Here is a 25,078-nt window from a genome sequence, read left to right on the forward strand (position 1 = left end):
CTTTTTTATGATGATTTCATCCAAGGCATTTTCTGATAGGTCCGATAGGCTCTTCCGTTAATATAGAAAAAGAACGATGTTTTCCCGCTTGATTTAATCAGCCTTTTTGCCAGCTTGTTCATCTCTTTTTGGGCTGTCACTTTTTCATCGGACAAATAGACCGCCAGTAATCCTCTGTTAATCAATTTGTGAAAGTTTTCATGCGGAATGCCTTTCAGCTGCTCATCCGCTTTTTCGATAAAATGCTGAAGTCTATCCATCATCTCATGATGAGAATCATAGTATGAGCAAAAGTTCAGATCTCCCCCAAGCCTGTCCTCTTCTTGGTCTATTAAATAATCGAGTAAAATGTGCAGACCTTGAATATAAGGGAAATAGCTTTCGTAAATTTGCTTCGCCTGCTTTTCTGTAAAATCAGGCTGCAGCGCATACGCCACAAGACAGAATATCCCTAACGTTGATCCCGCACAAGCTGAAAACTCATACCATTCCATCTTCGGCAAATCTTTTTCATATTGGCGAAACCATGACTCTAGCCGTGGTACACGCTCATGGGGAACAACGTGCTTATGTACTTGCAGGTCACTATAGTAATCACACAGCGTGTGTAAATATGGCTGAATGATCGGATAATGCCGAACACGCGTAAGCACATCTTGACATGTGCGGACAAGCGCATGTAAATATCCATGATCCTCTTGATCATCACGGAATTGATAGTATGGCTTGAGCTCAGCATGAATATCAAGCGCATCTCTCATCGCTTGATGCAGCATATGGAAATCCTTTGGATCAAGCGACGTGCTGCGGTCACAAAGGTTATCTAAGTAATCACTAATGGTTTGATACGCCACAATGAATTCAATACATGTTTCTTTCTCTTCACCTGCCAGAAGAGATAAAATGCCTCCGCCTTCACAGTGAAACGTTTTACTGGATATGCTCGCTAGTGCCTGCGTTCTCAGTTCTTCATTTTCAATCATTTCGGCATGAGCCCGCCACTTTTTCAGCTCCTGATGAACAAGCGGAAAAATATCTTTATACACCTTTGTCATCAGTGCAAAAGGACGCTCTGGTACTGACAAATCACTCCACCCCCAACTTAAAGCTCACAATCAAATATATTGATCTGTAAAGGCTCTTGCCGCCTTAAACACATCTTCTCTTTCTGGTTCATTAAAAATTTCGTGATACAGTTCTTCCCATTCACGGTATGATTTATTAGTTGATTCTATGCCATTGAACCATTTTATCACCCTCGTTTTATCCACGATCTTATCATCGCCCGCCTGCATTAAAAGGAGCGGGATCGATTTAAAGACATTCGTCGGCTGCATCGCCGCATCGATATTTTTGATCAGCTCTCGATACCAGCGAACCGACACCTTTGTCACGTAAAGAGAATCATTTGAGTCTGCCTCAATGACCGCCTGATTTCGTGTGGCTAGTTCAATCGACAGCCCTGACTCCACTTTAAAAGACGGTGCGAGCACATTTAGACCTTTTGACGCAAAATCCATCAGCTTCTTCGGTTTAAATTGCAGACCTAAACAAGGTGATGATAAAATAAGGCCATTCAACTTCGTATGGGTATACTGCTTCATCCACTCAATTGAAATGAGTCCACCCATACTGTGTCCAAGTAAAAAAGTAGGAAGCCTGAATGATTTCGCATGCTCGATCCATTCATCGACTGTATCAATGTATTCTTGAAACGAACGAATGTGGCCTCGCGCACGTGTCGATGTGCCTTGCCCAGGCAAATCACCCATGACGACGTGATAGCCTGCATTCCGCCACATTTCAATCAGCCATTTATATCGGCCGTGATATTCACTCGCACCATGTACAATGACAATTGTACCAACTGGTCTTTCAGCATGCCAAGTCCACAAAGTAAACACCTCACAAATGTTGTATTAAGAAAGGAAGTCGAAAAAGTGATTTATCCATATCATCAGTTTACACCTGAGATTCATGAATCGGTCTTTGTCGCAGATAACGCCACCATTACCGGTGATGTCACAATTGGAGAATATTCGAGCGTGTGGTTCCAAACCGTCATCAGAGGCGATGTTGCACCTGTGAGAATTGGAAAGAACGTCAACATTCAAGATTTATCGTGCCTGCATCAAAGTCCTGGAAAAACACTTCTTATTGAAGATGGTGCTACTATTGGACACCAAGTCACATTACATAGCTCAATCATTCGAAAAAATGCCCTCATTGGCATGGGGTCTATCATTCTCGATGGTGCGGAGATTGGCGAAGGCGCCTTTATCGGTGCAGGAAGTCTTGTCCCTCAAGGAAAGGTCATCCCAAAAGGATCACTCGCTTTTGGCCGTCCAGCCAAAGTCGTTCGGCTGTTAACAGATGAAGATATCCAAGACATGGACCGAATCCGCAGAGAATATGTAGAAAAAGGACAATACTATCGTTCCCTTTTATCTCGTTAACATCATACGTGTATCTTCACTTTATCATGTTTTTTTCAGGATATTAAGCAATAACTATGAACCGCTTGTTATTTTACCCTTTTCCGCCACTTTCTATCATGACAAAAAAGGTTTTCAGCACAAAGCTGAAAACCTTTTTTCATTAACTGAAGATGACTTCTTTCGGTTGATGATTCAATTGCTCTGGATCAATACTGCGCTCCACATAAATGCTGTGCCAAATCATAAAAATCAGGACGGTCCAAATCTTACGGCTATGATCTGCTTTACCAGCACAATGTTCATTTAATAAATCAAGCACATACGCTTTGTTAATATATTCGTCAGTTTGACTGTTTTTAATGATGTCTTTCGCCCAAGCGTTCATCTCATTTTTCAGCCAATGACGAATTGGAACAGGGAAGCCAAGCTTCTTGCGGTTTAACACATGGTCAGGCACAATGCCTTCTGCTGCTTTACGCAATAAATATTTCGTTGTGCCATCTTTTGTTTTCAGCTCTTCTGGAATTTTAGAAGCCGCTTCAAATACGACCTTATCAAGGAAAGGAACGCGAAGCTCAAGAGAATTCGCCATTGTCATCTTATCTGCTTTCAGTAAGATGTCCCCGCGCATCCACGTATGAATATCAACATATTGCATTTTGTTAATATCACTGTAGCCTGCACTTTCCTCGAAGTATGTCTTCGTCACATCACGATACGTAATGTTCGGATCATACTGCTTTAAGAGGTTTTTCTTTACTGGCTCTTCAAAGATTTTCGCATTACCGATATAACGTTCCTCTAATGGTGTACAGCCGCGGACGATAAAGCTTTTTCCTTTCATTCCTTCTGGCATTAAGCGCGCCAGACGAAGAAGAAGCTTTTTCAGCATAGATGGAACAGATTCAAATGGTTTAAGAGAAAGCGGCTCACGGTAAATATTATATCCACCGAACAGCTCGTCTGCTCCCTCACCAGAAAGAACGACCGTCACTTGTTTCTTCGCTTCCTTTGCCACGAAATACAATGGAATCGCCGCCGGATCAGCTAAAGGATCATCTAAATGCCAAACAATTTTCGGAAGCTCATTCATATATTCCTCAGGAGAAATTACCGCGCTGAAGTTTTGTAAGCCCAGCTTATCAGCCGTTTCCTTCGCTACATCAACTTCACTAAAGCCATCCTGCTGGAAACCAACAGAAAACGTCTTCAGCTCAGGATGAAATTCCTTTGCAACAGATACGATGAAAGAAGAATCGATACCACCTGATAGGAATGAACCAACAGGAACATCACTTCTCATATGAACTTTCACAGAATCATAGATTGCATCGCGGACTTCTTCAATCAGCTTTTGTTCTTGAGTTTGCTCAGGCTTGAATTGAACTTTCCAGTAAGTCTTAAATTCAATCTCCTGTCCTGGGCGTAAAGTAAACTGATGACCTGGCTCTACTTTGTGCACCTTTTGATCAAGTGTATTTGGCTCAGGTACGAACTGGAATGACATGTATTGCTGCAAAGCAGTCTCATCAAATAAAATGTTCTCGTTCACTGCCATCAAGCTTTTGCGTTCAGATGCAAAGTACACTTGCTCATCCAATTGTGTAAAATAAAGCGGTTTGATGCCGAAAGGATCTCTTGCGCCATATAATAATTGCGCTTCTTTATCCCAAATTAAAAATGCAAACATGCCGCGAAGCTTAGAAGCCGCTTCTTCTTTATAATGACGGTATGTAGCAAGAAGTACTTCCGTATCAGAATCTGTGCTGAACGTATAGCCTTTTTTCACAAGCTCTTCCTTCAGCTCCACATAGTTATAAATTTCTCCGTTGAAAATAATCCAATACTTTTCATCTTCATAAGAAAGCGGCTGCTTTCCGTGCTCAACATCTATAATACTTAAACGTCTAAATCCAAATCCTACATGCTCATCATGAAAGTAACCCTCATCATCCGGACCACGATGAACGATGAGACGATTCATTTGTTTAATTAGCTCTTCCTGTTCAGTAGTTTCGGACAATGGACGGTGATTAAATACACCAACAAACCCACACATATTATTGCCTCCACGTTATGTTATTTCTTAAAAGTAGACCTATAATTAGACAGTATTTTGTCCGATTTTGTTTCACATTTTTTCGCTTTTTGAAGATTTTTTTTAATCAAAAGGAAAACCGCTTAAAATAAGCGGTTTTTTATGTTGTTATTGTCCCAATGCTTCTTTGCGAAGTGTATCGGCTTTATCCGTTTTTTCCCACGGAAGATCTAAGTCGTGACGGCCGAAATGTCCGTATGCAGCTGTTTGTTTGTAGATCGGACGGCGCAGGTCTAGCATTTTAATAATGCCAGCTGGACGAAGATCAAAGTTTGCACGAACCACTTCAATTAATTTTTCTTCTGAAGCTTTTCCTGTCCCGAATGTATCAATTGAAATCGATACAGGCTGTGCAACCCCAATTGCATAAGCAAGCTGTACTTCACAAGAATCTGCAAGGCCGGCAGCTACGATGTTTTTCGCTACGTAACGAGCAGCGTATGCCGCAGAACGGTCAACCTTCGTTGCATCCTTACCTGAGAAAGCACCGCCTCCATGACGAGCGTATCCGCCATACGTATCAACGATGATTTTACGTCCAGTTAAACCAGCATCCCCTTGAGGTCCACCGATCACGAAACGGCCAGTTGGGTTAATGAAGTATTTTGTCAGTTCATCAATCAGTTCACTTGGAACGACAGGACTGATGACATGCTCTTTTAAGTCACTTTGAATTTGTTCAAGCGTCACTTCTGGTGCATGCTGCGTAGAAATAACCACTGTGTCAATACGAACTGGTTTGTTTTGCTCATCATATTCAACTGTGACTTGTGTTTTTCCGTCTGGACGAAGGTATGCAAGTGTTTCATCCTTACGTACTTCTGTTAAACGGCGAGATAATTTATGCGCTAGTGAAATCGGCAGCGGCATGAGCTCTTCGGTTTCGTTATTGGCAAAACCAAACATCAACCCTTGGTCACCTGCACCAATCGCATCAATTTCTTCTTCCGTCATTGTTCCTTCACGTGCTTCAAGCGCTTTGTCTACACCTTGCGCAATATCAGCAGACTGTTCATCAATTGATGTAAGTACAGCACATGTTTCCGCATCAAAACCATATTTCGCACGTGTGTAGCCAATTTCCTTAATTGTGTCACGCACCGTCTTTGGAATATCGACATAAGTAGACGTTGTAATTTCACCGCTTACTAATACGAGACCGGTTGTAACAGAAGTTTCACAGGCAACACGTGCATTTGGATCTTTCTTTAAAATTTCATCCAAAATGCTGTCTGAAATTTGATCACAGATTTTATCCGGATGTCCTTCTGTCACTGATTCTGAAGTAAATAAACGACGATTTTGACTCATAATGGCTATTTCCTCCTGTACAAGACCACATCATCCCAAGATGAGGCCTCCAATATGATACGGAACTCGTTCCCTCTTATATTTGAAAACGTTTATATTAGAGATGTTATTGGCAATTTGTTCATATGATATCCCAAAAATAAAAAAACCATTTCCTTCATTGCGAGGAAAGGGTCTGAGATCGCATGCCTTTCACTCTTATCGCTCAAGGTGTTCTTGTACCTTGCATCAGGTTAGCACCTTGGTTTCTCAGCATTTTCATGCCTTTTAAATAAGAAACCGGTTGCTGGGCTTCATCGGGCCTGTCCCTCCACCAACTCGGGATAAGAGTATCCGTTCAATAAGATATCTTATCTTAAACCCTTGCGTCATGTCAATGCTTCATAAGAATTATCTCCCTCTTTTTTCTCCTCACCATTAGCATCACCAAAAAGCATATTTTCATAGCAGAAATGAAAAAACACACACAAAAATTTTTAAATAGTATAGACTATTATTATTAATGTGTTATACTAATTGAAACAAACAAATTCAACGGTAAAGGAAGGGTTTTTTTATGAACTCAGTGGATTTAAAAGAAGATTTGCAGTCATTGCTCTCATTAGAAAATACGCACCAAAATTTATCTGTTCCGAAACTTGTTGAAAAGATTTTGGCACGTAATGAAGGCGTTTTAACATCAACTGGAGCTGTCCGCGCCACAACTGGAGCCTACACAGGACGTTCGCCTAAAGATAAATTTATCGTCAAAGAAGAAAGCTCTGAACATAAAATCGATTGGGGTCAAGTAAACCAGCCGATCTCCAAAGAAGCATTTGACCGTTTATATACAAAGGTTGTGTCATACTTAAAAGAACGTGATGAACTATTCGTCTTTGAAGGGTTTGCAGGCGCTGACGAAAGATATCGTATGCCGATTACAGTTGTAAACGAATTCGCATGGCACAATCTTTTTGCCAAGCAGCTATTTATCAGACCTGACGGGTCAACACCTTCTTCAAACGAAAAACCTTTCACCATCTTATCTGCACCGCACTTTAAAGCAGATCCTGCAACAGATGGCACAAACTCTGAAACGTTTATCATCGTTTCTTTTGAAAAACGCACGATTCTTATCGGTGGAACAGAATATGCAGGAGAAATGAAAAAGTCCATTTTCTCTGTGATGAACTACCTGCTTCCTGAGCAAGATATTTTATCCATGCACTGCTCAGCAAACGTAGGTCAAGAAGGCGATGTAGCCTTATTCTTCGGGCTTTCAGGTACTGGGAAAACGACGCTTTCTGCAAGCGCAAGCCGCAAGCTGATCGGAGACGATGAACACGGCTGGTCTGGCACAGGGGTCTTCAATATCGAGGGCGGATGCTATGCGAAATGTGTGAACTTAAGTGAAGAAAAAGAACCTCAGATCTACAAAGCGATCAGCTTCGGATCAGTTCTTGAGAACGTTGTGCTTGATGAAGAAACACGTGAAGCGGATTACGATGATACTTTCTTTACTGAAAATACACGCGCTGCTTACCCAATCGAAATGATTGATAACATCGTGAAACCAAGTATCGCAGGACATCCATCTGCCATTGTCTTTTTAACAGCGGATGCGTTTGGCGTCTTACCTCCAATCAGCCGTTTAACAAAAGAGCAGGCAATGTACCATTTCTTGAGCGGGTACACAAGTAAATTAGCTGGAACTGAGCGCGGTGTCACATCACCAGAAACGACATTCTCTACTTGCTTCGGTTCACCATTCCTTCCGCTTCCAGCTCACGTCTATGCTGAAATGCTTGGCAAAAAGATTGATGAGCACGGTGCAAAAGTATTCCTTGTGAATACAGGCTGGACTGGCGGAGGCTACGGTACAGGCAAACGAATGAATCTCGCTCATACAAGAGCAATGGTGCAGGCAGCAATCGAAGGTGACCTTGACAATGCCGAGATGATTACTGATGACATCTTTGGCTTACACATCCCGCTTCATATTCCTGGTGTACCAGATGAAGTGCTTCAACCTGCTAAAACATGGGATGACCAAGAGGCTTATCAAGAAAAAGCTCACTTCCTTGCCAATGAATTTAAAAAGAACTTCCAAAAATTCAGCCACGCGGCAAGTGACATTGAAGCCAAAGGCGGTCCACTCGTATAACCAAATGAAAAAAGCTGAGGAGAATTAAATTCCTCAGCTTTTTTAGTTTGTTGAATGCAGGGACACAAGACGGTACGTCACCTTCGTGACATTGTCTGTCAGCTCCAGCTTTTCAACATGTGCTGTCCCTGTTTTTTCTCCTTCTTTCGTTTTGCGCACCTCAAGTGGAATATTTAATGGATAAATGCGGTATCCATCCTTCATGAGTTCAAATACATTTTCTTCAATTCTTGTCTCTTTTCCCTTTGTGACAATCATTGTATTAAATTCAACAGGCATTCCCATAATGAAAATCCCCCTACTTTCTATATTTCGTTATACTGCTTATTTTACCACATTTCCGCTTTTTCGGCTGTGCATCCATGTGGTCAGCCTTCTCACAATTTCTCGATTATGCTGCGGCGGGAAATAGTGGTTGTATCCGTGGAAATACCATGTCTCCACGGATTTCCCGTGCTGGCGCAGCGCATCTTCTAACAAATACGCATGCTCAATCGATACATTTTGGTCCTCTTCTCCGTGGATGATAAGGACAGGTGCTTCAATTTTGTCCACATCATTTAAAGGGGTTCTGTTCTCATATGCCTCTGGCACCTTATGCGGCGGGCCGCCAATCACACGCTTCATCATCCGTCTCATATCCACACGCTCTTCATAAGTCAGTTTCATATCACTGACGCCTCCCCATGTGACAAAGGAAGCTGCCTCCTGTTTCATTTCAACAGCGGTCCAGATGCCCATAATACCGCCTCGCGAAAAACCAAAGATATGAATGCGGTCCTTCTTCACTTTTTTGTGCTGTTTTAACAGCTGAAAGGCAGCGAACGCATCTTTTCGATCTTCTCCGGCAAAATCTTCGTTCCCTTCGCCTCCTTGGTTTCCCCGGTAAAAGGGAGCAAAGACGACAAAGCCCTGCGCGGCAAATTGCACAATCCGGCCTGGTCTGACCATCCCCACATTTTTAATGCCGCCTCGTAAATACAAAAAGCCGTCGTAGAAACCTTCTCCGGCCGGTTCAGCGAGCAGCCCTTTCATCCGAAGTCCATCTGCCTCATAGGTCACTGTATATAAGTGAATATGCGGATGGGGCGACGGAAACCTTCTTTTTTCCACAATCACTCGATTTCTCTCCTTTTCATCTTTGATTACGTCCATTGCTTCAGTATCGCTTCTGCGACAAGCTGGCCTGATTTTGTCACCATCGGCGTGCCGCCGCCTGGATGACTTGTTCCTCCAACAAACCAAAGTCCTTCAATGTCCTTTGACTGATTATTGATGCGAAAGAATGCCTGTTTGAACGAGTTTGAAGACATGCCATAAATGGCTCCACGATATGCACCTGTTTTCTGCTGCAGATCAAGCGGGGTTTGAACCGCTTCATATTCGATAAGCTCATCCAAATCAGAAAGACCTTTTTCCATTAATTTGTTTTTTACATGCTGACGATATGTCTCCTTTAGCATGTCCCAATCTTGCTCTTTTGTCACATAAGGTGCATTGGCCAGTACAAACAGGTTGCTTCTTCCCTGTCCTCCGCTTAAAGCTGGTTCTGAATGACCTGAATAGCATATGTATAGCGCCGGGTCTTGAGGCAGCTGTTTTTTCTGAAAAATATCCTTGAATTCTTGCTCATAATCCTCAGGGAAAAACACATTGTGATGGGCCAGCTGTTCATAGACTTTAGGTACACCTAATAAGAGAACAAAGCCCGACAAAGAGGGTTCAATGCCAGACAGTTTTTGATTTAAATAACGAGGACGGTCTTTTTCATCTATGAGATGACGGTATACAGTTAGCGCATCTGCTCCTGCAATGACTTGATCTGCCTCATACATCTGCTGATCCGTTTCCACTCCTTTGACCTGCCGATCCTTCACATGAATCTTGTTCACTTGTTCATTGAGGTGAATCTGAACACCTAATTCTTTTGCCAGTGTCTCAAATGCCTCAACTAAACGATATGTACCGCCCTGTATTCCATAAATCCCTTTCTCCCCTTCTAAATACGCCATCATATTAAAAATAGCCGGTGCCTCGTAGGGAGAGGAGCCAATATAAGTAGCATACCGTCCAAACATCGCCAATGTATGGGGGTGACGGAAATATTGACGCAGCAGGCGCTGAACGGATGTGAACGGTTTGACAGCGAGAAGTGCTTTCATCAGCTTTAAATCCGCCTTATCCTTCCAGCTCAATAACAGACGATTTAAAAACTGCTCCTCTGCCTTTTGAAAAAGCGCCTTTGATTCCTGCAAAAATGCACGGTATTGCTTCGCATCTTCAGGACTGAATGCAGCAATTTGTGATTCCATTTGCTCCATATTCGGCGTAAACTCGACCGTATGTCCATCTGGAAAAAAATTTTTGGTAAGCGGAGAAATCGGATAAAAGGTCACATAATCCTCCATCCGTCTATGACAGGATGTAAACACTTCTTCAAAATATGCCTTCATTGTAATGGTACTCGGTCCTAAATCAAAAGAGTAGCCTGCTCCGTGATGGCGCTGCAATTTCCCGCCTAAAGCCGCTTCTTTTTCTAAAATGGTGACCTGAACCCCGCGTGACTGGAGACGGATCGCGGCTGATAATCCGCCAAGTCCGCCGCCGATGATGATCACTTTTTTCATTGGTACCTTCTTCCTTTCCATTCATACCCTTCTTTTTTCAGACCGATTTTCATAGAAGCAAAGCCAATGGCGATCAGGCTTAAAATACTGAGCGGCAATAAAAAAGCCATCGCAGATGTCCGCCCGTTTTCAATATCAATTGCCGCTTTAATCGACACACCCAGCCCATAGCAAAGAATGGCTAAGCATATGCTCAAAACATCCAGCTGAAACAATGCGATCATGAAACAAATGACAGGAACCAAATAAAGGAGGGTGTATAAACAAAAGACACTGCTTAACAGAGGAATGCTTCGATTCACACCCGGGAACAAATTTTTCCGGTAACCTTCCCAAACCTCTTGTCCACTTTCATACATTCTCATATACACAAATGGATGAATGCTTGCAAGTGTGAACGGAAAGCCTTTTTCCTTCACCCGTTTAGCCAAAGCCATATCATCAACGAGTGAATCCTTGATCGCTTTATGCCCGCCAATGTCGTGATAACAATTCTTTTCAATGGCAATAAAACCGCCATGTGCTGCGGCAAAAGCGGGATTCTTAGATTTTCTTATCCATTTCACTGGCAGATGACAGCCAATGGTAAACATCATCATAGGAACCACAAGATGCTCAAACAATGTGCCTGTTTTTTGTTCTGGAAAACCTGACAGCATGCCCGTTTTTTGCATGCATAACTGCTTGTATACTGATTCAACTGCCCCTTTTTTTAACCGGACATCCGCATCTAAAAATAGCAGCCAGTCAGAAGCTGCTGCCTCAGCGAGCTGAGAGCAGGCATATGATTTACCAAGCCAGCCCCGCTTTAATGGCTGACCTGAAAGGAGACGGATCCACGGATATGTTTCTGCGAAGCGCTCCACCATCGCTCTTGTCTGATCTGTCGAATGGTCATCAAGTACGATAAGCTCTTTCGGATAAAGACGTTGATCAACGATCGACTGAAGACAGGCTTCTATTCGTTTTTCCTCATTTCTCGCTGGAATCAGAATTGATAATGAAATACGTTCATCAGGCGAAATGGATGCTGGCTTTAAAACAGGAAGCTGCCTCATATTCCATATGGTGAAAATAAACTGACAGAGCAAGAGTACACTGATCACGATTAAGAAGACCGCCATGTTTTCACCCACTTTTTAAAGGAATCAAACGCATCACTTGTTGATTGACTTGTCCTTGTCATCTGTCTAAATTCTTGATTGGTTGAAAAATCAGGGTCAGCGATGACCTGTGCTTGATGTGCGTTTAACTGCGTTTCAAGGAGATCCCTAAGCAGATGCGTCACGTCCTTGCTTCGAAGTTCTCCGCCAGATACAAAGGTATCTTCACCAAACACAGCAGATACTGTCGGCTTTTGAAATTGATTAAATGTATAATGCAAGGTCACAGGCTTCACCACGACTTGCTCAAATTGTCTCACTAAAAAAGAAGCCCCGCCCTCCAATTCAAGCGGCCGCATATCCTGATGCATGATTTTCCCCTGTGGAAAAAGCCATACAGCCCCGCCAGCCTGCATGTTCTCTTTTGCCGTCATTAATGCTTGCTTCACACTTTTCAGATTCTCTTTATGAACCGGAAACGCTCCAAGCTTTCGGAAAAAGGCATATTGCTTCAGCTGTTTCTCCTCCATCATCATATAGTGATCGAGCCCAGATGCTTTTTCTGTTAAAAGAAAGATAATCAGTCCATCCCACCAGGAGCTATGATTAGCGAGATAAAGAACAGGCAGCTTCTCGTTTGGGTCCACAGCGCCTTTCATCATCACGCAGCGGAAATGTTTATGAAGTAAATACCGCTCAAGATAAAGAGAAAATATACGTCTAAACGATCGGCTTTTGTCGCTTTCTTTCAAATTGAACCCTTCCTTCACACAAAATAACAATGATTAGCGCTAAATAAAAAATGACATCGAGCCCGTCCTTTAATGCCAGCACACCAAAAAAGAACACCATTGCCTGATAAATACGGCTCGTCCAGCTGAGGGCCTTTTGACCAACCTGAACAAGCGGGAAGAGAAAGGAAAGTCCTGCTCCAATCATACCCCAGCTCACAAAATTCTCAAAAGGAATACCATAAAAACCACCGCCGTCATACCACACCCAAAATTTCCGTTCAGCCGCTACTGGATCTAATATGAGGTCAAGCAAGACAATCCATATCCCCGTTTCGACAGCTCGTTTCCATTTCGACTGCTGAGTGGATAAAAAAAGGCTGTTTAAAAACACACCAACCCATGCAAAAGCAATGGTTAAAGGCACTCCTGCCACTAGAAAACCTAACGTCGGATAATAGTCATAGGCCCCGAAAGGAAAGCCAGTTGTGATCCCTATCCATTCAACCGTAAATGTCAGCACACCGACAATGGCTGCCCTTTTGATCACACCAACCCATGCCCCATAAATATTTCGCCCAATCTCTATCACACAGCAGGCATACAGCACAAGGAAAATGCCATTTGCAAACTGAAGCCATGCTGGCACTTCAAAAGAGACCATTAATATGAGCCCTACTAAATACCATCCAAGAAATACCCAACTCACTCTATACACGAAACCGCCCCTTTATTTCTTCCAAATTCAAGAAAGTATTCATGCTTCTAGTATAGAAAAAAAGACACGTTCTATAAATAAACAATGCGCTTCTTATTTTCATCTAGGCACTCACCAAAAATCCCTTTTGACATACTTTAATTAGTGATCTAGAACAAAGGAGGCGAATTACTCTTGAATCGTTCCATCAAAGTCAGACTGGCATTCATCGTCGTTGTCCTGCTCTTTATTCCATTTGTCGCCTGTAAAAAAGAACAAGAGCAGACCGTACAAGTAGCCGAGGTGACCCATTCGGTTTTTTATGCTCCGCTCTATGTTGCCTTATCTGAGGATTTCTTCAAAGAAGAAGGGCTAGAGGTTGAATTAAAAACGACCTGGGGCGGCGATAAAACGATGACAGCTCTCTTATCCGGCGGTGCAGATATCGCCCTGACCGGATCTGAATCCTCTATCTATGTAGAGGCTCAAGACACAAAAGACTCTGTCATCAACTTTGCACAGCTGACACAAACAGACGGTACATTTCTTGTTTCAAGGGAGAAAGTGAACGAATTCTCTTGGGATCAATTAAAAGGAAAAGACTTTCTTGGACAGCGGAAAGGCGGCATGCCGCAAATGGTCGGTGAATATGTCCTGAAAAAGGAAGGCATTGATGTAAAAAAGGATCTCCGCATGATTCAAAATATTGATTTTGCCAACATTTCAGGTGCTTTCTCCTCTGGAACTGGCGATTTTGTGCAGTTATTCGAACCGACAGCATCCTTAATTGAAAAAGAAGGCAAAGGGTACATTACCGCCTCCTTTGGAGAGGCTTCCGGAAAGGTGCCGTATACCACCTTCATGGCAAAGAAGAGTTACTTAGAGGAAAACAAAGAGACAGCTGAAGCCTTCACTCGCGCCATTTACAAAGCGCAGAAATGGGTAGAAGCCAAGCCGCCGGAGGAGATTGCCAAAACCATTCAATCTCATTTTCCTGATACAGAACTTGATGTTTTATCAACTGCCATTAAGCGCTACAAACAGCAGGACTCCTATGCAGCAGATCCCCTTCTGAATGAAGAGGAATGGAACAAATTGCAGGAAATCATGAAGGAGAGCGATGAATTGCCGAAATTTATCCCGTACAAACAACTTGTCGATTCATCCATTGCAAAGAAGGTCACAGAACACAAATAGAATAGGAGGTAGCACATGTCTTTCCTTCAAATTGACCATGTGACCCACACGTACTTCTCTTTAAAAGAAAAAACAACGGCCATACAGCATATCAATATGGAGATAGACCAAGGAGAATTTATCTCATTTATTGGTCCCAGCGGCTGCGGAAAAACCACCCTGCTGTCTATCATTGCAGGAATAACGCCGCCCTCTGAAGGCCGAATTTTAATCGAAGGAAAAGAGCCGAATCAAAAGGAGCATCAAATCGGCTACATGCTCCAGCAAGATTATTTGTTCCCTTGGAAAACCATCAAGGAAAATATCATTCTCGGGTTAAAAATTACCAAGCAAGATTCACATGAAGCCACCTCCGCCGCTCTTGGCTTACTGCCTAAGCTTGGCCTTCATGATGTAGAGGAAAAATACCCGAAGGAGCTGTCAGGCGGCATGAGGCAACGTGCGGCTCTCGCCCGAACGCTTGCAGTGAATCCCGGTCTGCTTTTACTAGATGAGCCCTTTTCAGCTCTAGACTACCAAACCAAACTCACTTTAGAGGATCTCGTCTTTCATACACTCAAAAACTATCAAAAAACAGCGGTTCTTGTGACACATGACATCGGCGAAGCCATTGCAATGAGTGACCGCATTTTCTTATTCTCAAAGCATCCTGGCTCGATACAGCGAATCTTTACCGTTCCAGATGATCTGAGGACTCTTTCTCCTTTCAAAGCGAGACAGACCCAGAGTTTCCAAGAGCTCTTTCAAACGATTTGGAAGGAGCTGAAAACAGTTGAAACACAGTGACCTTTTACATGAAGCCTATCGCAAAAAATACCGAATGGAAAAACGCATGACCCGAATCTATCAGTTCATTATTTTCGCCAGCTTCTTTTCGCTTTGGGAGCTTGCCAGTCATTTTCGTCTCATCGATCCACTGATCTTTAGTTCACCATCTGCGGTCTGCCAATTGTTTGTACAAAAAATATCCGATGGGTCTTTAGTGAATCATATGAGTATTACATTATTTGAAACGGTGCTCGGATTTCTACTTGGTACCTTTTGCGGCATTTTGCTTGCTGCCGCCTTATGGTGGTCCACCCGCCTGGCAAACGTTCTTGATCCTTATTTAGTCATTTTAAATGCCATGCCAAAAGTTGCCCTCGCCCCGATTTTAATTGTTGCCCTTGGGCCTGGCATGATCAGCATCGTTGCCATGGGCGCAATCATTAGTGTGATCATTACGACAATCGTCATTTATACAGCCTTTCAAGAGGTCGATGAGAATTATTTAAAGGTGATGAAAACCTTTGGTGCGAAAAAAAGCGTCGTCTTTCGCGAGGTCATTTTGCCAGCTAGTATTCCAACGATGATTTCTGCGATCAAAGTCAATGTCGGCCTTTCTTGGGTTGGGGTTATCGTAGGGGAATTTCTTGTTTCCTCAAAAGGGCTCGGCTACATGATCATTTACGGTTTTCAAGTCTTCAACTTTACACTCGTGTTCTTAAGTCTTTTCATTATTGCCGTATTTGCGACCATCATGTACCAGCTTGTGGAATGGCTCGAACGCCGTTTTCTTCAAAAATAAAAAGCACAGGGATTGTCACCCTGCGCTTTTTTTAACGAATCAAACCGTTCTTTTCTAAATAAGCAAGACTTTGTCTTAACACATCATCTTTCATAATAAAACTGAAATTCTTATTTTTTGCGATGGATCTTGGCAAGTCTGCGAAAAGAACGGGTCCTTTCGTTTCAAAATACGTGTCTTGCTTCACTAGCTTTTCAATATCAGCGAAATAAATATTCTTGACAATGACCTTTTCTCTGCCCAGCACCTGATATTGACCAATATACGTTAATTCACGAACAACAGCACCCGTCTCTTCTTGAATCTCCCGTATAGCGGCTTGGTCTGCTTCTTCATCCGGCTCAACTTTCCCTCCTGGAAACTCATAGCCCCGATCCTCATGTTCAGTGAGCAGCCATTTCCCTTGGTAGCGGCAGATGGCCCAAACATGCTTAGGATGACTTGAAAAAGGCTTCTCCTCAAAAGAGAGCTTGACCGTATTATGATAATAGTCTTTAAATACATGCATGTGAAATCCCTCATATCCTGTCCTTGCTTCTTGTAAAACATCATACCACAGATCACATTTCTCTGAAGAATTTTTATCAAAAGTGAAACAAACGAGTGGTTCTAACTCGTCTGTATCTAAAATGAGGTATTGTTGCTAAAACCTTTTTATTATTTCCAACTTCACCCAATTTTAATCATGAAACCTTTTATCCCTATATAACGTAAATGAATCAGTGTTGGTCCTATGACAACGAGGAGGAAATCAGCATGAGTATAAAAAATGGGTCAAAACAAAACGCACCCCATGAGGTGATCAAGAAACACCTCGTGAAAGGGCAAAAGTTAGATTTAACAAAAGACAACCCAGCGATCGACCAAATTCATATCGGGCTTGGCTGGGACCTGGCTGGTCAGCCAATTGATTTAGATACGCAAGTGTTTCTTTTAAATGAAGAGGACAAGCTGTTGTCTCCTAAGCATCTGATCTATTATCACCAGCAGCAAAGCTTAGATGGAGCTGTGCGTCATCTTGGGGATCATCAATTTGGCGGAGGGTATCGAGACAATGAAATGATTATTATGCAATTAAGCAGAGTCTCACCTGACATTCATAAAATTGTTGTCACAGCCACAATACATGATGCACACGAACGCCAGCATCATTTTGGACAAGTCACCAATGCCTATGTGCGCCTTACTGATCAAATCTCGCAGCAAGAGATTTGTACCTTTCAGTTAACAGAGGATTATTCGTATTGTACATCCATTATATGCGCTGAACTCACGAGAGATCAGGAGGAATGGAAGATCACTGCGACCGGGCAAGGGACTACTTTAGATTTAAACGATTTATGCCGCATCTATGGATTCACATCTTGACGCAGGAAAGGAGCCGGCACCTATGGGATTTCATTTCAACACAATAGAAGAACTTACCTTACAAGCAGAAGGCAGCGGAATCTTTTTTGCCAAAAAAGGCGCCATGATTGCGGATCAAGGAAGTTTCCAATACCGCAAGCGATTACTTGGAACGAATAAAGGAAATATGGTCAGCCAAGTATTTAACCATATCAGCAGGAAATTCACAGGTGAAAACCTTGAGATGATGGAAGTGAGTGGACAAGGTACTTGCTACTTGGCGGATGCAAGCGAGCATGTAACTGTGATTAACCTTGAGCCAAGCGGACCTTGGCAGCATGTAAGTGTAGAAAGTGAAGATTTACTTGCCTTTACTGAGGAATGCCATTACGGCGTCACACCAGTAGGCGTTGGTATTTTATCACAGAAAGGACTGTTTACATCAAAACTCTCTTATCAAGGGCACGGAGCGCAGGTCGCCATCAAAACGAATGGAAATCCGCTCATTTTAAAAGCCCCCTGCCGTGTAGACCCTGACGCGATTGTCGCTTGGACAGGCAAAGCCCCGAAGGTCAAACTAGATGTGAACTGGAAGACTTTCATTGGACAAACATCTGGCGAATCCTACTTATTTGAGTTCCAGGAACAAGATCAAATCGTCATTATCCAGCCATCTGAGCGCACATCTGGGTTACGGGTGGGTTTAGATGATAATCGCTACAAACCTCAGAGCCAGAGCTCCTCTCATGAGTTCACCAATTCACAGCAAGAAAATAGAGGCGGCGGGATCAGCGATTTGATCGGAGGCATTTTACAACCGCGAAAATAAAGCATGTAGAGATTCTCTACATGCTTTTTCAATTCATCAAACCATTTGTCTCAATAAAGCTCCTTGTCTCTTCATTGCCGAGCTCATAAATCATTGTGTAAATCTCTTTTCTTTTTCTATCCATTTCATCATTTGGACTATCATAATGATATTCAAGAAACGGAACATGCGCCCGAAAGAAGCCTTTCCAATCTGTCATATACTGTTCATCGAAATAGTCTCTCAGCTGCAAAATTTGATCATCATCTGCTTCTATTTGAAATTGCCAAGCCGCTGCATCTCTATGCTGCGATATCGATCCATCTTGTACGGATACGTAGTACGTGTGTCTCGCCATCTGAATCATCCTTTTTTCTTTAGTATGACCAGATATGAGGAAATTACGGCTTTTTGCGCAATTTATTTTTCAACATGTCCAATACATCAATAAACAACTGTGGAATGGGAACTCCAAGGGCTCTGGCTGTCGAGACGATTTGATAAGATTCATAAATAATATAAAAGATGATCGCTAAATCCTTAATCGCCCCATTTGTCTTCAGCATGACATCGAAGAAATGCGCCATCGATATTAAGGAAACTGTCACGATCTTTCGAACAAGCCGCGTAAAAAACCGCTTCATTGTGAGCTGCCCAGTCAAAGATTCTCTTAGGCTTGAACAAATTAATTCAATAGCCATCAACGTCACTAAAATCATCAGTAAATATCCTGCTCCACCAAACAGAAAGCCCATCGCCGACAAACTCACTGTAACCAACGAAAAGATGCCTAAATCCTTGCTCACTTGGCATCAACATCCTTTCAAAGTGGAACTCCTTACCTCAATAGTATATGCCGAATTCTCGCAATAGCTTGGACGACAAAAAATAAAGGCGCTGTTATGTCCTCAGGGAGACGAATGAAACCAAAAAAGCCGCCCCATAAGGCGGCTTCTCTTTTTAGACTCTGACATCAATAAATGAAGCATCTGAATCCTTTGGCTGAACAGCTTGAGGCTGCTGCTGCACTTGATCCAGCATCACCATAGCTTGTGCTGTATTCGTAGCAAGCTGTGAATTCAACAAACTAATATTGAGTGTCTTTTGAATGCTCGCTACTTGCTGACTCATCATTCCTGCAATAGAAGACATCTTCTTCCCTCCCTTCTCTTTTCTCTTCGGCTGAAAGCCCTATGATTTCAATGGGCTGTCTGTCCCGATTCCAATAAAAAAGAATGTCGGTCTATTTATGACCGACATTCTTTTCACATACGTGTATTATCCTAAATATGCTTTAAGCATCCAGTTGTGTTTTTCAATGGATTGATGAATCGCAAGCAGCATATCACCTGTAGTTTCATCGCCAACCTCTGCAGCCAGCTCCATTCCTTGCTTTAATTCCTCAGCGATATTGGAGAAATCATCATATAGATTTTTCACCATTTGCTCCGCTGATTCTTTGCCCTCTGCTTCTTGAATGCTGGAAATTTCTAAGCACTCTTTCATTGTCGCAACAGGCTGTCCATTTAAAGCAAGCATACGCTCAGCCAAATCATCAATATATGTAGCTGTTTCTGTATATAGTTCCTCAAATTTTTCATGGAGTGTAAAGAAATCTTTCCCCTTTACATACCAATGATAGTTATGTAATTTCACGTAAAGCACAGTCCAATCAGCTACTTGTTTATTGACGACGTTTAATAATTGTTCAGACATATTTATTCCTCCTTATGTAATTGCGTTTAGTATGAGAATACCCTTTTCTTATTATACTGAAACCTGCCGTCAATTTCTTCTATTTTGACTGCATGAAATATATGTTAATATGGAAATAAGGAGGGAGTTAGATGCTGTTACTTGGGATTATCAGCTTTATCATTATCTCAATCGTTGTCTTTTTATCATTGTGGACGACATCGAAGGCTTATGAATATAAGCATAAAGTCGATTCACCACAGGATGCAGAACCAAATCAACGTCCTAATCCAAAATAAATCCGCTTTTAATGATGTGAGGTTTCTTCAGTAGATGAACTCTCTTTTTTCACCTCACCTACGTGGATGTTCGTTTTCGGCATATTGTGCTGCTGTTTAGCTGTCACATGGACTTGTATGATATAAAGGCCATCTTTTTTGAAGGCTGTGTGCAATTCGTATACACCCTTGTTTTCTTTCTTTGGCTGAATCATCTTGCTGTTATCCTTGTCGCCATCTTTCCACACTTCAAATTGAACATCATCTGCATCATCAACAGGCGTATCACCATATGTGACAGCTGCTTTTACTATAACGCTTTCATTTTTCTCCACTTGCTCAGGTCCTGTGAGCTTTACTTCTAATAGCTCAGGCACTTCCCCTTTGCCGCTATTTGCTGCAGAGTTTCCACATGCACTCAATAACGTGAGCATCAGAATCATTCCCAACATTTTTCGCATCCTGCGTTTCCCCCTTCTTTTACTGACATGTCCATTTTAACAAATATCCCCTATTTTGACATCTCTGTTTAAATTCAAATAAAAAACCGGACATCTAAATGTCCGGTTCATCCTTCTATTAACCAAATACTTTTAAAAGCTCTTCTTGATCCTGAGAAAGCCAGAAACGCATTAAACGTTTTGCCCCTTCAAGATCATGAAGCTTCGCTTGGCCGCATTGCTCTTCGTTTGCAGCAGGAATTTCTGTTACTTCAACCGCATCCTTGAATGTTGCATCAAGAAGTTCAACGATCTCTTTTGGAGTTGGTGCACCACTGACAACTAAATAGTAGCCTGTCTGGCAGCCCATTGGAGAAATATCAATGATATCAAAATGATCATATTTCTCTGAGTGTGTTCTAATATTAAAGGCAAGCAAATGCTCTAATGTATGAATCGTATCAGGTTTCATCGCCTGCTTGTTGGGCTGACAAAAACGAATATCGAATTTATTTACTTCCCCATCTGATCCCACTTTATGAACGCCGCAATGACGAACATATGGCGCTTTTACAGCATTATGATCAAGTTCAAAGCTTTCGACTGAAGGCATAATCACCACTCCTATAATTGCAATTTCCTATATTATAACATATTTCTCCGACCAGTTTAGTTTATAAAACTTTCCTTCCTTGTCCTTTTTTCTTATACTGTGGAAGACAGACAAGGAGGAACCTCTATGAAACAAATTTTTATCGGCATGATACGCTTTTATCAAAAATGTATTTCCCCTCTTACACCGCCAAGCTGCCGGTTTTATCCAACATGCTCAAACTATGGACTAGAGGCAATCAAAACGCATGGCGCGATCAAGGGCGGCTGGCTCACCATAAAACGGATTTTGAAATGTCATCCGCTTCATCCTGGCGGCATCGATCCTGTTCCGCCTAAAAAGGAAAAATAACTTACTTTTCTTCATATCCGTTGACAACTAAGTCAAGCTTCCCTGTTCCAGGATCAATGACAAGCCCGTGTACAGGTACATCTGATGGAAGAAGCGGGTGATTTTTCACTACGGACACACTGTCCTTCACGCTCTCTTCGACTGAACTAAAGCTTTTGAGCCACTGTTTAAAATCAATTCCTGAGTATTCCAGTACTTCAATACGTTTTTCTGGAATACCGCGCTCAACGGCTTTATTTAAAAGTGTCTGGCTGTCTATTTTACTCATCCCGCAATCATGATGCCCAATGACATATACCTCGTCAGCATTTAATTCGTAAACAGCAACTAAAATGCTTCGCATAATACTTCCAAATGGATGAGAAACAAGCGCCCCAGCACTTTTGACAATCTTAATATCGCCATTTTTCATGTTCATGGCACGCGGAAGCAGTTCAACAAGTCTTGTATCCATACACGATAGAATGACAGCTTTTTTCTGTGGAAACTTTGTTGTTGTAAATTCTTCGTATTTCTTTTCTTCAATAAATTGTTGATTATATTCGATGATTTCATCTAAAAGTTTCATACGTTTGTCCATTCCTTTATCTTTTTTTAAAAATAAATATAGCACAATGTAAGAAATTTCGTCACGTTTTGCAGCTTATTTTTTTAGAGGAAACATCTGCTGACGAAATTTTTTTATTTTCCTCTTTTCAAATCGTAATTATTACGATACAATAACTCAGGACATTAAATCGTAATCATTTCTATCTATTAGATTGAGAGGAGACATTTTCTACATGAAAAAAATCTTTTTTATTTTAACAGCTGCTTTATTCGCGATCGGTCTTGCCGCTTGCTCAAGCAGTGCGGGCACTAATGCTTCAAAAGGTAAGGCAGACGGGAAACTAATCATTTACACCACGATCTTCCCAATCCAAGATTTCACTGAAAAAATTGGCGGCTCTCACGTTCATGCTCAAAGCGTGTATCCTGCAAATGCAGATGCACACAGCTTTGAACCAAGTTCAAAAACAATGGTTGAAATGGCTGAAGGTGATGCCTTTATCTACAGCGGCACAGGGGCTGAAGCATTCGCAGACAAAACTGCTGCCACTTTAAAAGACCAAGGTGTGAAAACAGTCAAAGCAGCCGAAGGCATCAAATTGTTATCGACAAATGAAGAACATGCACATGAAGAAGGCGAAGATCATGACCATGAAGGTGAAGATCATGTCCATGAAGGTGAAGACCATGATCATGACGGGCACGATCACGGAGATAAGGACCCTCATGCATGGTTAGACCCGGTTTATGCACAGCAAATGGCGAAAAACATTAAAGACACACTCGTCTCATTAGATCCAGATCATAAAGATGAATACACAAAAAACTATGAACATCTAAAAAAAGATTTACAATCATTAGATCAAGAATTCAAAACAACGTTATCTAAAGCGAAACATAAAGAAATTCTTGTTTCTCACGCAGCTTATGGTTATTGGGAAAAGCGCTATGGCATTGAGCAAATCAGTGTTTTAGGGTTATCCGCTTCTGAAGAGCCATCACAAAAACAGCTCGAAAACATTGTACAAAAAGCGGAAAAACATCACATTCAATACGTTATTTTTGAAAACAACGTGAGCAGCAAAGTATCAGATACAATCCGCAGTGAAATTGGGGCAAAAAGCTTGACCCTTAAAAATCTGGAATCCATTACTGAAGATGATGCCAAAAACGGCGAAAGCTACGTCAGCTTAATGAAACAAAACTTAAAGACCTTAAACACCGCTTTAAATGATTAATGCTTTGAACCCCGGCTGATCACCCGGGGTTTTTTACTGTCAAAAAAAGCACACCGTTATCAGGCGTGCTTTTTTGATTACATTTGATATTTTTTCTTAAACTGCTCGGCTCTTCCGCCTTTTTCTCCGAATTTTTGGCGCCCTGTATAAAAAGGATGCGTATCAGAGCTTGTTTCTACTTTAATGACAGGATACGTTTTCCCATCTTCCCACTCTACTGTCTCGTTTGATGTCTTTGTTGATCTACTCAAGAAGCGGTAACCGCTGTTTACGTCCATAAATACAACTTCATGTGAGGTTGGATGAATATCTCTTTTCAATGTCAAAACTCCTTTCGTTAATAAAACGTAATGGTTACGTTTTATATTTATATTCTACTCCCTCTTTTACAACTTGTCAAAAAACAAGCTTTCTTAGTCAGGAAGAATAATCTAAAAATGGTGGAGAATAATAAGCATCATGAAAAAGAGAAGCGATAAGAAAGGCGGAGAAAAAATTGACTGATCTCGTTTTAGCTAGAAGCCTGTTCGGCACAACCATGGGCTTTCATATTATTTATGCCTCGCTTGGCGTTGGCATCCCGCTAATGATTTTGTTAGCTGAACTCATCTTTCAAAAAACGAAGGACCCTCATTATGCCATCATGGCCAAGCGGTGGACAAAAGCACAGGCTGTTCTGTTAGGGGTCGCCATTCCAACAGGTACAATTGCTGGTACGCAGCTTGCCCTTTTATGGCCAGGTTTTATGGAGGTCATCGGAAAGGTCATGTCACTGCCATTCCAGATTGAAATTTATGCGTTCTTTATAGAAGCATTATTTATGTCTATTTATGTGTACGCAGCGGATCGCCTATCAAATGCAATGCGCATCATTACCGTTATTTTTATTGTTATTGGTGCAGCTGCATCAGCGATTCTAATTACAAACGTACATGCTTTTGAAGGGACACCTGCTGGCTTTCAGATGGTGAATGGAGAAATCACAAATATCGAGCCTTGGAAGGCCTTTTTCAATCCAAGCTTTGCTGTAACTGCTACACATGTTGTGCTGTCTGCTTTTACAACAGGTGCTTTTGTGATTGCTTCAGTTGCAGCTTTTAAAATGCTCAAAACGAGAAAAAATGAGAAGCTCTATACATTTCATCGAAAAGCCCTTTTTCTTGGACTCATTGTAGGAGGACTTTTCTCCTTTCTAACAGCCTTAAATGGTCACGAATCCGCTCAGCTTCTGTATGAATATCAGCCTGAAAAGCTGGCTGGAGCTGAAGGTTTATTTGAAACGCAATCACATGCGCCTCTTGCAATAGGAGGTTTTACGGATGCTGATTCGCAGGAAATTAAAGGTGCGCTCGAAATTCCTTGGGCGCTCAGTTTTCTGGCAGGAAATAGCTTTGATACAGTGGTCAAAGGCTTAAATGATTTTCCTCGTGACGAGTGGCCGCCTTTATTTATACACACATTATTTAACGGCATGGTCATTATTGGATCGGTGCTCATTCTATTTGCGGTATTAGCCCTGCTTTACCGTAAAATTTTAAAACGGGACAAATTTCCGAAGTGGCTTCTTTTTCTTTACTTATTCGGCGGGCCTCTTAGTCTTTTGGCTATTGAATTTGGCTGGATCTTTGCTTGTACAGGCCGCCAGCCATGGGTCATTTATCGAATGCTCAAAACCTCCGAGGTTGTCACATCATCTGGCTCGATCGGGACACTTTTTATCCTTTTTGCCATTGTCTATCTCATCTTAGGCATAGCAACCGTTATTGTGCTGACGTACTACTTTAGGAAAAATACGATTGAAGAAGACCTACGGTTAACAGAATCTTAAAAAAGGAGCGATCTTGATG

At 41.9% G+C, this 25,078-nt stretch carries 30 protein-coding genes and 1 riboswitch; of the genes, 11 read left to right on the plus strand and 19 right to left on the minus strand.

From position 1 onward, the window contains the following. Positions 1 to 5: 5 nt before the first annotated feature. Both NSS65_RS14405 and NSS65_RS14410 read right to left on the minus strand, forming a co-directional pair. Entirely contained in the window at positions 6 to 1,085 is a 1,080-nt protein-coding gene (locus tag NSS65_RS14405; protein ID WP_024424905.1) for a tetraprenyl-beta-curcumene synthase family protein, read from the minus strand. 30 nt (positions 1,086 to 1,115) lie between these two features. Beyond that, complete coding sequence (locus NSS65_RS14410; RefSeq protein WP_024424906.1) at positions 1,116 to 1,895, minus strand: alpha/beta hydrolase; 780 nt, start codon at positions 1,893 to 1,895, stop codon at positions 1,116 to 1,118. A gap of 45 nt (positions 1,896 to 1,940) precedes the next feature. On the opposite strand from NSS65_RS14410, the gene NSS65_RS14415 reads away from it, so the two are divergent. Continuing rightward, positions 1,941 to 2,456, plus strand: a complete 516-nt coding sequence (locus NSS65_RS14415) for a gamma carbonic anhydrase family protein (protein WP_024426216.1) — start codon at positions 1,941 to 1,943, stop codon at positions 2,454 to 2,456. A 142-nt stretch (positions 2,457 to 2,598) separates the two neighbouring features. On the opposite strand, the gene asnB is transcribed toward NSS65_RS14415, so the two are convergent. Together asnB and metK are read right to left on the minus strand one after the other, a co-directional pair. Continuing rightward, positions 2,599 to 4,497 carry an asparagine synthase (glutamine-hydrolyzing) gene (asnB, locus tag NSS65_RS14420; RefSeq protein WP_081124701.1) on the minus strand — a complete coding sequence of 633 codons (1,899 nt, stop codon included), beginning with the start codon at positions 4,495 to 4,497 and terminating at the stop codon, positions 2,599 to 2,601. A gap of 147 nt (positions 4,498 to 4,644) precedes the next feature. Beyond that, positions 4,645 to 5,847, minus strand: coding sequence for a methionine adenosyltransferase (metK, locus tag NSS65_RS14425; protein ID WP_326134865.1), 1,203 nt, complete (start codon positions 5,845 to 5,847; stop codon positions 4,645 to 4,647). Positions 5,848 to 6,042: 195 nt separating this feature from the next. Continuing rightward, a riboswitch (SAM riboswitch) is annotated at positions 6,043 to 6,177 on the minus strand. A gap of 226 nt (positions 6,178 to 6,403) precedes the next feature. Between metK and pckA the strand changes: the two genes are divergently transcribed. Next, positions 6,404 to 7,990, plus strand: a complete 1,587-nt coding sequence (pckA, locus tag NSS65_RS14430) for a phosphoenolpyruvate carboxykinase (ATP) (protein ID WP_024424910.1) — start codon at positions 6,404 to 6,406, stop codon at positions 7,988 to 7,990. Positions 7,991 to 8,032: 42 nt separating this feature from the next. On the opposite strand, the gene NSS65_RS14435 is transcribed toward pckA, so the two are convergent. Genes NSS65_RS14435 through NSS65_RS14460 form a run of 6 tightly spaced genes read right to left on the minus strand, consistent with a single transcriptional unit; the run spans position 8,033 to position 13,169 of the window. Further along, entirely contained in the window at positions 8,033 to 8,275 is a 243-nt protein-coding gene (locus NSS65_RS14435; protein WP_041114920.1) for a DUF2584 domain-containing protein, read from the minus strand. Positions 8,276 to 8,314: 39 nt separating this feature from the next. Further along, positions 8,315 to 9,109 carry a prolyl oligopeptidase family serine peptidase gene (locus NSS65_RS14440; RefSeq protein ID WP_041107366.1) on the minus strand — a complete coding sequence of 265 codons (795 nt, stop codon included), beginning with the start codon at positions 9,107 to 9,109 and terminating at the stop codon, positions 8,315 to 8,317. Positions 9,110 to 9,135: 26 nt separating this feature from the next. Then, entirely contained in the window at positions 9,136 to 10,617 is a 1,482-nt protein-coding gene (gene crtI / locus NSS65_RS14445; RefSeq protein WP_326134866.1) for a phytoene desaturase family protein, read from the minus strand. Next, positions 10,614 to 11,741: a glycosyltransferase gene (locus tag NSS65_RS14450; RefSeq protein ID WP_326134867.1), complete on the minus strand. Its 1,128-nt coding sequence runs from the start codon at positions 11,739 to 11,741 to the stop codon at positions 10,614 to 10,616. The genes crtI and NSS65_RS14450 overlap by 4 nt, the downstream gene beginning before the upstream one ends. After that, a complete protein-coding gene (locus NSS65_RS14455) occupies positions 11,726 to 12,472 on the minus strand; it encodes a lysophospholipid acyltransferase family protein (protein ID WP_211043037.1) in 747 nt (248 codons plus the stop codon). The genes NSS65_RS14450 and NSS65_RS14455 overlap by 16 nt, the downstream gene beginning before the upstream one ends. Then, the gene (locus NSS65_RS14460) at positions 12,441 to 13,169 is read right to left on the minus strand and encodes a carotenoid biosynthesis protein (protein ID WP_326134868.1); all 729 of its coding nucleotides are present in this window, start codon (positions 13,167 to 13,169) and stop codon (positions 12,441 to 12,443) included. Before NSS65_RS14460 ends, NSS65_RS14455 begins: the two co-directional genes overlap by 32 nt. A gap of 174 nt (positions 13,170 to 13,343) precedes the next feature. On the opposite strand from NSS65_RS14460, the gene NSS65_RS14465 reads away from it, so the two are divergent. The 3 genes from NSS65_RS14465 to NSS65_RS14475 are packed head-to-tail and all read left to right on the plus strand — an operon-like array spanning position 13,344 to position 15,912. Next, positions 13,344 to 14,345, plus strand: coding sequence for an ABC transporter substrate-binding protein (locus NSS65_RS14465; protein ID WP_326134869.1), 1,002 nt, complete (start codon positions 13,344 to 13,346; stop codon positions 14,343 to 14,345). A 15-nt stretch (positions 14,346 to 14,360) separates the two neighbouring features. Beyond that, positions 14,361 to 15,131 carry an ABC transporter ATP-binding protein gene (locus NSS65_RS14470; RefSeq protein ID WP_034279407.1) on the plus strand — a complete coding sequence of 257 codons (771 nt, stop codon included), beginning with the start codon at positions 14,361 to 14,363 and terminating at the stop codon, positions 15,129 to 15,131. After that, positions 15,118 to 15,912, plus strand: coding sequence for an ABC transporter permease (locus NSS65_RS14475; RefSeq protein WP_039180873.1), 795 nt, complete (start codon positions 15,118 to 15,120; stop codon positions 15,910 to 15,912). The genes NSS65_RS14470 and NSS65_RS14475 overlap by 14 nt, the downstream gene beginning before the upstream one ends. Positions 15,913 to 15,943: 31 nt before the next feature. Here the strand turns inward: NSS65_RS14475 and ytkD are convergent, their stop codons facing one another. Then, positions 15,944 to 16,420 (minus strand): RNA deprotection pyrophosphohydrolase, encoded by a 477-nt coding sequence (ytkD, locus tag NSS65_RS14480; RefSeq protein WP_025093666.1) that lies wholly within the window; start codon positions 16,418 to 16,420, stop codon positions 15,944 to 15,946. A 248-nt stretch (positions 16,421 to 16,668) separates the two neighbouring features. Here ytkD and NSS65_RS14485 point away from each other — a divergent pair, with 248 nt between their 5' ends. Both NSS65_RS14485 and NSS65_RS14490 read left to right on the plus strand, forming a co-directional pair. After that, positions 16,669 to 17,280 carry a TerD family protein gene (locus NSS65_RS14485; RefSeq protein ID WP_326134870.1) on the plus strand — a complete coding sequence of 204 codons (612 nt, stop codon included), beginning with the start codon at positions 16,669 to 16,671 and terminating at the stop codon, positions 17,278 to 17,280. Positions 17,281 to 17,302: 22 nt separating this feature from the next. Further along, positions 17,303 to 18,088, plus strand: coding sequence for an AIM24 family protein (locus NSS65_RS14490; RefSeq protein ID WP_024424922.1), 786 nt, complete (start codon positions 17,303 to 17,305; stop codon positions 18,086 to 18,088). A 28-nt stretch (positions 18,089 to 18,116) separates the two neighbouring features. Here NSS65_RS14490 and NSS65_RS14495 read toward each other — a convergent pair whose 3' ends face one another. The 4 genes from NSS65_RS14495 to NSS65_RS14510 form a co-directional block, all read right to left on the minus strand. After that, a complete protein-coding gene (locus tag NSS65_RS14495) occupies positions 18,117 to 18,425 on the minus strand; it encodes a hypothetical protein (protein ID WP_024425787.1) in 309 nt (102 codons plus the stop codon). A 43-nt stretch (positions 18,426 to 18,468) separates the two neighbouring features. Further along, positions 18,469 to 18,873, minus strand: coding sequence for a phage holin family protein (locus NSS65_RS14500; RefSeq protein WP_064497782.1), 405 nt, complete (start codon positions 18,871 to 18,873; stop codon positions 18,469 to 18,471). Between the two features lie 154 nt (positions 18,874 to 19,027). Beyond that, entirely contained in the window at positions 19,028 to 19,219 is a 192-nt protein-coding gene (locus NSS65_RS14505) for a hypothetical protein (RefSeq protein WP_024424925.1), read from the minus strand. A 126-nt stretch (positions 19,220 to 19,345) separates the two neighbouring features. Further along, complete coding sequence (locus NSS65_RS14510) at positions 19,346 to 19,783, minus strand: Dps family protein (RefSeq protein ID WP_024424926.1); 438 nt, start codon at positions 19,781 to 19,783, stop codon at positions 19,346 to 19,348. A gap of 131 nt (positions 19,784 to 19,914) precedes the next feature. On the opposite strand from NSS65_RS14510, the gene ytzI reads away from it, so the two are divergent. Continuing rightward, the gene (ytzI, locus tag NSS65_RS14515) at positions 19,915 to 20,061 is read left to right on the plus strand and encodes a YtzI protein (RefSeq protein ID WP_003217544.1); all 147 of its coding nucleotides are present in this window, start codon (positions 19,915 to 19,917) and stop codon (positions 20,059 to 20,061) included. A gap of 8 nt (positions 20,062 to 20,069) precedes the next feature. On the opposite strand, the gene NSS65_RS14520 is transcribed toward ytzI, so the two are convergent. Beyond that, on the minus strand, positions 20,070 to 20,501 hold the full coding sequence (locus NSS65_RS14520) for a FixH family protein (protein ID WP_144496330.1): 432 nt from the start codon (positions 20,499 to 20,501) through the stop codon (positions 20,070 to 20,072). A gap of 118 nt (positions 20,502 to 20,619) precedes the next feature. Further along, positions 20,620 to 21,093, minus strand: a complete 474-nt coding sequence (locus tag NSS65_RS14525) for an S-ribosylhomocysteine lyase (RefSeq protein ID WP_003217624.1) — start codon at positions 21,091 to 21,093, stop codon at positions 20,620 to 20,622. Positions 21,094 to 21,219: 126 nt separating this feature from the next. On the opposite strand from NSS65_RS14525, the gene yidD reads away from it, so the two are divergent. Then, positions 21,220 to 21,444: a membrane protein insertion efficiency factor YidD gene (gene yidD, locus NSS65_RS14530; RefSeq protein ID WP_041107381.1), complete on the plus strand. Its 225-nt coding sequence runs from the start codon at positions 21,220 to 21,222 to the stop codon at positions 21,442 to 21,444. Between the two features lies 1 nt (position 21,445). Here the strand turns inward: yidD and NSS65_RS14535 are convergent, their stop codons facing one another. Further along, positions 21,446 to 22,012 (minus strand): carbonic anhydrase, encoded by a 567-nt coding sequence (locus NSS65_RS14535; protein ID WP_024424929.1) that lies wholly within the window; start codon positions 22,010 to 22,012, stop codon positions 21,446 to 21,448. A gap of 214 nt (positions 22,013 to 22,226) precedes the next feature. On the opposite strand from NSS65_RS14535, the gene NSS65_RS14540 reads away from it, so the two are divergent. Further along, positions 22,227 to 23,231 carry a zinc ABC transporter substrate-binding protein gene (locus tag NSS65_RS14540; RefSeq protein WP_144496331.1) on the plus strand — a complete coding sequence of 335 codons (1,005 nt, stop codon included), beginning with the start codon at positions 22,227 to 22,229 and terminating at the stop codon, positions 23,229 to 23,231. Positions 23,232 to 23,308: 77 nt separating this feature from the next. On the opposite strand, the gene NSS65_RS14545 is transcribed toward NSS65_RS14540, so the two are convergent. Next, positions 23,309 to 23,551, minus strand: a complete 243-nt coding sequence (locus NSS65_RS14545) for a type B 50S ribosomal protein L31 (protein WP_024424931.1) — start codon at positions 23,549 to 23,551, stop codon at positions 23,309 to 23,311. 176 nt (positions 23,552 to 23,727) lie between these two features. On the opposite strand from NSS65_RS14545, the gene NSS65_RS14550 reads away from it, so the two are divergent. Further along, complete coding sequence (locus NSS65_RS14550; RefSeq protein WP_101676734.1) at positions 23,728 to 25,059, plus strand: cytochrome ubiquinol oxidase subunit I; 1,332 nt, start codon at positions 23,728 to 23,730, stop codon at positions 25,057 to 25,059. Positions 25,060 to 25,078 lie beyond the last annotated feature (19 nt).

This window comes from Bacillus sp. FSL K6-1006 (assembly GCF_038593175.1).
Classification (GTDB): Bacteria; Bacillota; Bacilli; order Bacillales; family Bacillaceae; genus Bacillus; species Bacillus safensis.

What these genes read in the sequence shown, in the direction of transcription:
- asnB (WP_081124701.1), bottom strand. Translation starts at nt 4,497, where the DNA reads ATGTGTGGGTTTGTTGGTGTATTTAATCACCGTCCATTGTCCGAAACT.
- metK (WP_326134865.1), bottom strand. Translation starts at nt 5,847, where the DNA reads ATGAGTCAAAATCGTCGTTTATTTACTTCAGAATCAGTGACAGAAGGA.
- pckA (WP_024424910.1), top strand. Translation starts at nt 6,404, where the DNA reads ATGAACTCAGTGGATTTAAAAGAAGATTTGCAGTCATTGCTCTCATTA.
- NSS65_RS14435 (WP_041114920.1), bottom strand. Translation starts at nt 8,275, where the DNA reads ATGGGAATGCCTGTTGAATTTAATACAATGATTGTCACAAAGGGAAAA.
- crtI (WP_326134866.1), bottom strand. Translation starts at nt 10,617, where the DNA reads ATGAAAAAAGTGATCATCATCGGCGGCGGACTTGGCGGATTATCAGCC.
- NSS65_RS14450 (WP_326134867.1), bottom strand. Translation starts at nt 11,741, where the DNA reads ATGGCGGTCTTCTTAATCGTGATCAGTGTACTCTTGCTCTGTCAGTTT.
- NSS65_RS14470 (WP_034279407.1), top strand. Translation starts at nt 14,361, where the DNA reads ATGTCTTTCCTTCAAATTGACCATGTGACCCACACGTACTTCTCTTTA.
- ytkD (WP_025093666.1), bottom strand. Translation starts at nt 16,420, where the DNA reads ATGCATGTATTTAAAGACTATTATCATAATACGGTCAAGCTCTCTTTT.
- NSS65_RS14485 (WP_326134870.1), top strand. Translation starts at nt 16,669, where the DNA reads ATGAGTATAAAAAATGGGTCAAAACAAAACGCACCCCATGAGGTGATC.
- NSS65_RS14490 (WP_024424922.1), top strand. Translation starts at nt 17,303, where the DNA reads ATGGGATTTCATTTCAACACAATAGAAGAACTTACCTTACAAGCAGAA.
- NSS65_RS14495 (WP_024425787.1), bottom strand. Translation starts at nt 18,425, where the DNA reads ATGGCGAGACACACGTACTACGTATCCGTACAAGATGGATCGATATCG.
- NSS65_RS14505 (WP_024424925.1), bottom strand. Translation starts at nt 19,219, where the DNA reads ATGTCTTCTATTGCAGGAATGATGAGTCAGCAAGTAGCGAGCATTCAA.
- NSS65_RS14510 (WP_024424926.1), bottom strand. Translation starts at nt 19,783, where the DNA reads ATGTCTGAACAATTATTAAACGTCGTCAATAAACAAGTAGCTGATTGG.
- ytzI (WP_003217544.1), top strand. Translation starts at nt 19,915, where the DNA reads ATGCTGTTACTTGGGATTATCAGCTTTATCATTATCTCAATCGTTGTC.
- NSS65_RS14520 (WP_144496330.1), bottom strand. Translation starts at nt 20,501, where the DNA reads ATGCGAAAAATGTTGGGAATGATTCTGATGCTCACGTTATTGAGTGCA.
- NSS65_RS14525 (WP_003217624.1), bottom strand. Translation starts at nt 21,093, where the DNA reads ATGCCTTCAGTCGAAAGCTTTGAACTTGATCATAATGCTGTAAAAGCG.
- yidD (WP_041107381.1), top strand. Translation starts at nt 21,220, where the DNA reads ATGAAACAAATTTTTATCGGCATGATACGCTTTTATCAAAAATGTATT.
- NSS65_RS14535 (WP_024424929.1), bottom strand. Translation starts at nt 22,012, where the DNA reads ATGAAACTTTTAGATGAAATCATCGAATATAATCAACAATTTATTGAA.
- NSS65_RS14540 (WP_144496331.1), top strand. Translation starts at nt 22,227, where the DNA reads ATGAAAAAAATCTTTTTTATTTTAACAGCTGCTTTATTCGCGATCGGT.